Genomic DNA, 8,473 nt, shown 5'->3' with positions numbered 1-8,473 from the left:
TTAGATAAATCTGACCCATTGCGCTCTACGATGCTCATTCAGGGCCAGATTTCCTAAATTTCTTTCAGGGCTGAACGAACCCGTTCAGCTTTTCTTATTATTATCTAATTAAAAGTGAGAAAGACTTGTCAATCTGAGGCGGCATCTTGTCATAAAGGCTATAGATTGGTATAATTTTCAAGTGAACGAATGGACGTCAGAGAAAGTGAGCAACGATAATGAACTTAGAAGAGATGAAGCAACGACAAAAAAAGATCAGAAATTTTTCCATCATTGCCCATATTGACCATGGGAAATCGACATTGGCGGACAGAATTCTCCAAAAGACAGATACAGTCGCCGATCGTGATATGCAGGCGCAATTATTGGATTCCATGGACCTCGAAAGAGAACGAGGCATCACCATAAAACTGAACGCCGTCGAATTGACGTACAGAGCCGAGGACGGAGAAGATTACATCTTCCATCTGATCGACACTCCCGGACACGTCGATTTTACGTATGAAGTATCCCGCAGTTTGGCAGCCTGCGAAGGGGCTATCCTGGTAGTTGACGCGGCACAAGGAGTCGAAGCGCAAACCCTTGCCAATGTATATTTGGCTTTGGACAACAACCTGGAAATCGTGCCCGTCATCAACAAAATCGATTTGCCAGCCGCGGATCCTGAACGGGTAAGGGCAGAGATAGAGGATGTCATCGGCATTGATGCCAGCGATGCGGTTTTGGCGAGTGCAAAAATCGGCTTGGGTATCCCAGAACTGTTGGAACAAATCGTCGCAAAAGTTCCGGCTCCGGAAGGCGATCTGGAAGCACCTTTGCAAGCTTTGGTTTTTGATTCGGTATATGACCCATACCGAGGGGTGGTACTGAATATCCGAATCAAAAACGGAGTGGTGCGGCCGGGGGATATGATCAGATTCATGGCTAACGGCAAAGAGTACGAAGTCATTGAAGTCGGAATCTTTTCGCCAAAACCGATCAAACGCGACTATTTGATGGTCGGTGATGTGGGCTATTTGACTGCCGGCATCAAAACAATCCAAGACACCCAGGTCGGTGATACGATCACTTTAGCGAACAATCCTGCCAGCGAAGCCTTGGCCGGCTACCGCAAAATGAATCCGATGGTATACTGCGGTATTTACCCTGTCGATGCTTCGGACTTCAATGACCTGCGTGAAGCTTTGGAAAAACTGCAATTGAACGATGCTTCCCTGCAGTTCGAAGCGGAATCTTCGCAAGCTCTTGGTTTTGGTTTCCGTACCGGATTTTTGGGCATGCTGCATATGGACGTCATCCAGGAACGGATCGAACGCGAATTCGATCTTGATATCATCACGACAGCGCCATCTGCTATTTACCGCGTCAATAAGACCGACGGCGAATTTTTGGAAATCGACAACCCTTCGGAAATGCCCGATGCGACTACAATCGAAAGCGTCGAAGAACCGTATGTGAAAGCAAGCATCATGGTGCCCAACGATTATGTCGGGGCCGTCATGGACATCGCCCAGAAGAAACGTGGCACTTTCGTTACGATGGATTATTTGGATGATTTCCGCGTCAACGTTGTTTATGAGATGCCTCTGGCGGAAATTATCTTTGATTTCTTCGACAGATTGAAATCAAGCACGAAAGGGTACGCTTCCCTTGATTATGAATTGATCGGCTACCGTCCAAGCAAACTGGTCAAGATGGATATCCTCTTGAACGGTGAAGCAGTCGATGCCTTGAGTTTGATCGTGCATCGCGATTTCGCCTATGCCCGCGGAAAAATCATCACAGAAAAACTGCGCGGGTTGATTCCGCGCCAACAATTCGAAGTTCCGATCCAAGCAACAATCGGCAACAAAATTCTGGCACGGACCACCATCAAAGCTTTGCGCAAAAACGTATTGGCTAAATGTTACGGCGGGGATATTTCCCGTAAACGCAAATTGCTCGACAAACAAAAAGAAGGCAAGAAGCGCATGAAGCAAGTCGGATCCGTCGAGGTTCCGCAAGAAGCCTTCATGGCCGTTCTGAAGATGGATGAGGACTAGCTTTAAAGGCAGCCTATAGATTTTTTGAGATTCGCATAAATTCAGAACGCACCCGGATGAGATAATCATCCGGGTGCGTTCTTTAATTGAGAATGATAACACCTAATTGAGAATGATGCTTTTTTAGCAAGGCTGGTCGCGGAGGGGATTTAATCAGAAACTCTCCTGTTGTTAAATCTGTAATCCCACCCACCGCAAATGTCGGCAAGCGATTGTGTCAGAAAAACCTGTACGTATAAAGGTTTTTAGGAGACGGAATAGACTTTTTCCAAAAAAAGAGAAAATTCTTATAGTTATCAAGTGTTATAACTTGACCGATAATGACGGATTCTATATAGTTATTGATAGGTATTATTCTAAAATAATTATTCTAATTGGAGGAATCGGAATGTCATTAATCGGAAAAGAAATAGTGGAATTTAAAGCGAACGCTTATCACCAAGGTGAATTCATCGAGGTATCATCGGAAGATCTGAAAGGAAAATGGAGCATCGTTTGTTTTTACCCGGCGGACTTCACTTTCGTTTGCCCGACTGAATTGGAAGATCTTCAGGACCAATATGCAACCTTGCAAAGTTTGGGTGTAGAGGTTTATTCTGTATCAACCGATACGCACTTCACGCATAAGGCATGGCACGATCATTCACCAGCTATCGGCAAAATCGAGTACACCATGATCGGTGACCCATCGCATGTGATTTCGATCGGGTTTGATGTCTTGGATGATGAAGGCTTGGCGCAACGCGGAACGTTCATCATCGATCCGGATGGTATCGTTCAAGCAGTGGAAATCAACGCTGATGGCATCGGCCGTGACGCAAGTGGTCTGATCGACAAAATCCGTGCAGGCCAATATGTTCGTACCCATCCAGGCGAAGTTTGCCCTGCGAAATGGAAAGAAGGCGCGGAAACATTGAAACCTAGCTTGGACTTGGTAGGTAAAATTTAAGGAGGCTTCCCATGGCATTAGATACAGAAACAAAAGGGCAACTCGGCCAATATCTTGAACTGTTGGAATCGGATGTTGTTTTCAAAGCCAGTCTGGGCAAGGATGAAAATTCCGTGAAAGTCAGCGAGTTTTTGCAGGAAATCGCCGGAATGTCGGCGAAGTTTTCTTTCGAAAATGCAACGCTTTCCCGCACGCCCAGTTTTACGATTACACGACCAGGAACCGACAGCGGCATTTCGTTTGCCGGTTTGCCTTTAGGTCATGAGTTCACTTCGTTTATCCTGGCTTTGCTCCAGGTTGGCGGAAGGGCTCCAAAAGTGGATGACGCCATCATCAAGCGCATCAAAGCGATTGACAAACAACTGCATTTCGAGACCTATGTCAGCTTGACCTGTCATAACTGTCCGGATGTAGTCCAAGCACTGAACATCATGTCCGTGCTGAATCCGAAAATTTCCCACGTCATGATCGAGGGCGGTATGTTCAAGGATGAAATCGAAGCGAAGAAAATCATGGCCGTTCCCACCGTTTTCCTTAATGGAGAAGAGTTTGCCAGCGGCCGCATGACGATCGAGCAATTGATCGATAAAGCTGCCGGTCCGACAAGTGCAGATGCGTTCGCCGATAAGGACATCTTCGACGTTCTTGTTGTGGGCGGAGGTCCTGCAGGCAACAGCGCGGCCATCTACGCTGCCCGTAAAGGCATCAACACTGGCATGGTAGTCGAGACTTACGGCGGTCAAGTGATGGACACTGTCGGCATCGAAAACATGATCGGAACGCCTTATACCGAGGGGCCTAAGCTGATGGCGCAAGTCGAGGCTCATGTCAATGAGTACAAAGTCGACATCATGAAAGGCCAACGCGCAAAAAGTATCCGCAAAACGGACCTGATCGAGGTCGAGTTGGAAAATGGCGCAGTCCTCAAGGCGAAGACCGCTATTCTTTCTGTCGGTGCGCATTGGCGCAATGTAAATGTTCCAGGCGAAGAGGAGTTCCGCACAAAAGGCGTCACCAACTGCCCGCACTGCGATGGCCCCTTGTTTGCAGGAAAAGACGTTGCCGTCATCGGCGGCGGAAATTCCGGCATAGAAGCGGCGATCGATCTGGCCGGTTTGGCGAATCATGTCACCGTGCTGGAGTTCCTGCCTGAATTGAAAGCCGATCAGGTATTGCAGGACCGTATCCATGCTTTGAAAAACGTCACAGTCATAACGAATGCAGCGACGAAAGCGATAACCGGAACAGATCAAGTAGAAGCCATCTCTTATGTGGACCGGAACACGAACGAAGAGCACACCATCGCTCTTGAAGGTGTCTTCGTCCAGATCGGCTTGGTTCCGAACACTGCTTGGCTGAAGGAATCCGGACTTGCGATGAACGAACGTGGTGAGATCATCGTCGACAACCATGGTTCAACCAATCTGGAAGGCGTATTCGCTGCCGGAGACTGCACGAACAGTGCCTATAAACAAATCATTATCTCGATGGGAGCCGGAGCGACTGCCGCTTTGGGCGCATTCGATCACCTGATCCGTCAATAAACTCAAATCCAGAAAGGGATTTCATCTTGAATTCCTTTCTGGATTTTTTGATTTGCCGTAAATGTAAGCAGTTTTATCAATGGAATGGCCATAAAACACGTTCTTTCTCTTGGTCTATGTGCTAAAATGTATGTAAACATGAAGAATTTGGAGTGATGGTTTTGAAGACGGATATCGAGATAGCTCAAGCAAATGAGATGCTTCCGATCAAAGAAGTAGCGGCAACCCTTTCCCTGACAGAAGATGATCTGAAACTGTACGGCAAATACAAGGCAAAAGTGGACATCAAGAAAATCAACTCCTTAAGTGAAGAGGCAGACGGTAAGTTGATCCTTGTCACTGCAATCAACCCTACCCCGGCTGGTGAAGGTAAATCAACCGTAACAGTCGGTTTAGGAGATGCGCTGACACGCATCGGCAAGAAAGCGATGATCGCGATGCGCGAACCTTCACTAGGGCCGACGATGGGCGTCAAAGGCGGAGCGGCTGGCGGCGGGTATGCACAAGTGCAGCCGATGCAGGACATCAATCTGCATTTCACTGGCGACATGCATGCCATCACAGCGACGAACAATACCTTATCAGCCTTGATCGATAATCATATCCAACAAGGTAATGTCCTTAATATCGATCAACGCCGGATCACCTGGAAACGCGTGTTGGACATCAATGATCGTGCGTTGCGCAACATCGTCATCGGCTTGGGTGGACCAATCCAAGGCGTTCCCCGACAAGACGGCTTCGACATTACGGTAGCGAGCGAAATCATGGCGATTCTTTGCTTATCGACTTCACTGACGGATCTGAAGAACCGGATCGGGAACATTGTCATCGGCTATACGTTTGATCGGGTACCTGTGACTGTCAGAGACTTGAAAGTGGAAGGCGCATTGACCTTGCTTATGAAGGATGCTTTGGAGCCGAACTTGGTCCAGACGTTGTACCATACGCCGGCATTTGTGCATGGCGGACCGTTCGCCAATATCGCGCACGGTTGCAACAGCGTATTGGCAACTAAAACAGCCCTGAAATTGGCTGACTACGTCATTACGGAAGCCGGTTTCGGAGCCGACTTGGGTGCTGAGAAGTTCATGGACATCAAAGTACCGCAACTAGGCAAGAGCCCGGATGCAGTCGTTATCGTAGCAACCGTCCGCTCGTTGAAGATGCATGGTGGCGTATTGGTGAAAGACCTCAACAACGGCGAAAATGTCGAAGCGGTCAAAGCCGGCTTCGCCAATCTGCAGAAACATATCGAAAACATGCAACAATATGGTGTGCCTGTCGTTGTGGCGCTCAATGAATTCACGAACGACACCGCTGCCGAAATCGAAGCGGTCGTCAGTCTCTGTGCCGCTCAGGAAGTCGAATGTGTCCAGACAGCCGTTTGGGCAAAAGGCGCTGAAGGCGGCGAAGCTTTAGCGAACGCTGTCGTTAAGGCTATCGACGGATACACAAAAGCTTTCGTTCCTCTTTATGTGGCGGAGGAGAGCAGCATCGAAGAAAAGATCGAGACAATCGTCACCAAAATCTATGGCGGCAAAACTGTCATCTATTCCAAAGAAGCCAAGAACCAGTTGCGTCAATTCAAGAAGCATGGCTGGGACCGTCTGCCGGTTTGTATGGCAAAAACGCAGTATTCCTTGTCCGATGATCAAAAAGCGATCGGCCGTCCGGAAAACTTCGACATCACCATCCGTTCGTTCGTACCGAAGATCGGTGCCGGTTTTGTCGTTGCGTTGACGGGGGATATCCTGACCATGCCGGGTCTGCCGAAAGAACCGGCTGCTTTGCGCATGGACGTCACTGAAGATGGAGTCGTTACTGGATTGTTCTAATTCCATAGAGTCTGCAAAAATAGAGAGGGAAACCTCTCTATTTTTTTTGATGATAAGCGTTGCTTAAACATGGGGTGTTTTTTGGACATTCAATGTCCCTCAGCCCGGCCTGATATGTTACAATGTCAAGAGACTATCAAGATCCCTGAACATAAAACGACATGGATTGAAAACAAAGGATGATTGCGAAATATGAAAGACTTTAATGCCATCGAGTTGGAAAAATCCTACGGGATGAAGAAACTCTTCAATAAAATATCCTTCACGATCCGTGAAGGCGAACATATCGGCCTGATCGGCCAGAACGGGACCGGCAAGAGCTCTTTGCTGGAGATCATTGCGGGAATCGAAACGCCGGATGCCGGCAGCCTGGACGTGCCCAGCGATTATCGGGTCGGCTACTTGGCGCAGGAGCCTCAATTGAACAAAGATTCAACTGTTTTTGAAGCGGTCTATGAAGGCGAAGCGCCGATCATCAAGACGGTCCGCGCCTACGAGGAAGCTCTGGAATTGCTGGAGCAAGACAGTCTGAATCCGGATAACCAGAACCGGTACAGTAAAGCAGAAGCGGACATGAATGCGCAGGATGCTTGGCAGACGGAGGTTCAGATCAAATCCATCCTGAACAGATTGGGGTTGGAAGACATCACGAAAAAAGTAGGCGAGCTCTCCGGTGGGCAACGGAAACGCGTCGGTTTGGCGCAGGTGCTGATCCAAGCGCCGGACCTGCTGTTGCTGGATGAACCAACCAACCATCTCGATATGGACTCGATCACATGGCTGGAGAATTATCTTGCCCAATACAAAGGCTCCGTTCTGTTGGTGACCCATGACCGCTACTTCCTGGAGAATGCCGTCACGAAAATCATCGAACTGAAAAGCGGCGGATTGGAAGTCTACACAGGCAACTACGAGGACTATTTGGTTCAGAAGAGCGAACGCGAAGCAATCCAGCAAAAAATGGACGAGAAGCAACTGAAACTGTACAAGAGCGAACTGCAATGGATGCGCAAGGGCGCCAAAGCCAGAACGACGAAGCAACAGGCGCGGATCCACCGGTTTGAGGATTTGAAGGAAGCGACGCAACAAAGCACAAGCGATGCCAAGCTCGAAATCCAATTGGATGGTTCCCGCTTGGGCAAACGCGTCTTCAATCTGGAGCATATCTCGCTGTTTGCGGGCGAAAAGCAGATCCTCAACGATTTTTCCTTTATATTCCAGTCAACCGATCGCATCGGCATCGCCGGCAAAAATGGAGCAGGCAAGACGACTTTCCTGAATATGTTGGCAGGCGAAAAAGAAATCGCCAGCGGGAATCTGATCATTGGGGAAACCGTCAAAATAGCCTATTACAAACAGCTTTCCGAGGTGCTCCCGGATGATAAGCGCGTCATCAATTATCTGCAGGAAATCGCGGAAGAGGTGAAATTAAGCGACGGCATCGTCGTCAGCGTCACGGAGATGCTGGAAACTTTTCTCTTCCCGCGCGAAACACACGGCAGCCTGATCAGTTCGTTATCTGGAGGGGAAAAACGTCGCCTTTATTTGTTGAAGCTGCTGATGACGAAACCGAATGTGCTGCTGATGGATGAGCCGACGAACGACTTGGATATCGATACGCTGACTGTGCTGGAGGATTACTTGAGCAGCTTCGGCGGCGCCGTCATCACCGTTTCGCATGACCGTTATTTCCTGGATAAAGTGGCTGACAAGCTGCTGATCCTGAATGATGAAGGCAGACCAAGCGTATTTTTTGGGGATATGAGCGAATATTTGCTGGTATCCAGTCAAAAGGAAAGCGAAACCGCTAAACAACAAATCAAAAAAACGGCAGCACCTGTCCCGACGCAGGAGGCGGTCCCAGAAAAAACCAAATGGACTTACATGGAGCAGAAGGAATGGACCACAATCGAGGACGACATTTCCGAACTTGAGGAAAAAAGTCAGAAGTTGCAGAGCGCCATGGCCGAAAACGCTTCGGATTTCGAAAAACTGACCCAATTACAACAGGAATTGGACGATGCGGAAGCAATGCTTGCCGAAAAATGGGAGCGCTGGGAATACCTCAGCCAGTTCTCCAAAGATTAATGTGCATAGGAG

5 protein-coding genes are annotated in these 8,473 nt (G+C 48.5%); all 5 read left to right on the top strand.

Going from position 1 to position 8,473, the window contains the following annotated elements; all coding sequences use genetic code 11:
* Positions 1–218 precede the first annotated feature (218 nt).
* The 5 genes from lepA to ACTCCX_RS03925 all read left to right on the top strand — a co-directional run bounded on the left by lepA (position 219) and on the right by ACTCCX_RS03925 (position 8,461).
* Complete coding sequence (lepA, locus tag ACTCCX_RS03945) at positions 219–2,042, top strand: translation elongation factor 4 (RefSeq protein ID WP_463274841.1); 1,824 nt, start codon at positions 219–221, stop codon at positions 2,040–2,042.
* Between the two features lie 388 nt (positions 2,043–2,430).
* Positions 2,431–2,991 (top strand): alkyl hydroperoxide reductase subunit C, encoded by a 561-nt coding sequence (gene ahpC / locus ACTCCX_RS03940; protein ID WP_463274840.1) that lies wholly within the window; start codon positions 2,431–2,433, stop codon positions 2,989–2,991.
* An 11-nt stretch (positions 2,992–3,002) separates the two neighbouring features.
* Complete coding sequence (ahpF, locus tag ACTCCX_RS03935) at positions 3,003–4,535, top strand: alkyl hydroperoxide reductase subunit F (protein ID WP_463274839.1); 1,533 nt, start codon at positions 3,003–3,005, stop codon at positions 4,533–4,535.
* Between the two features lie 161 nt (positions 4,536–4,696).
* The gene (locus ACTCCX_RS03930) at positions 4,697–6,373 is read left to right on the top strand and encodes a formate--tetrahydrofolate ligase (RefSeq protein ID WP_463274838.1); all 1,677 of its coding nucleotides are present in this window, start codon (positions 4,697–4,699) and stop codon (positions 6,371–6,373) included.
* A 192-nt stretch (positions 6,374–6,565) separates the two neighbouring features.
* Positions 6,566–8,461, top strand: a complete 1,896-nt coding sequence (locus tag ACTCCX_RS03925) for an ABC-F family ATP-binding cassette domain-containing protein (RefSeq protein WP_463274837.1) — start codon at positions 6,566–6,568, stop codon at positions 8,459–8,461.
* Positions 8,462–8,473: the final 12 nt, after the last annotated feature.

It is taken from the genome of Trichococcus sp. (genome assembly GCF_055118575.1).
The sequence above is the reverse complement of the archived record's forward strand: the minus strand, read 5'-3'. Positions and strand labels throughout refer to the sequence as shown.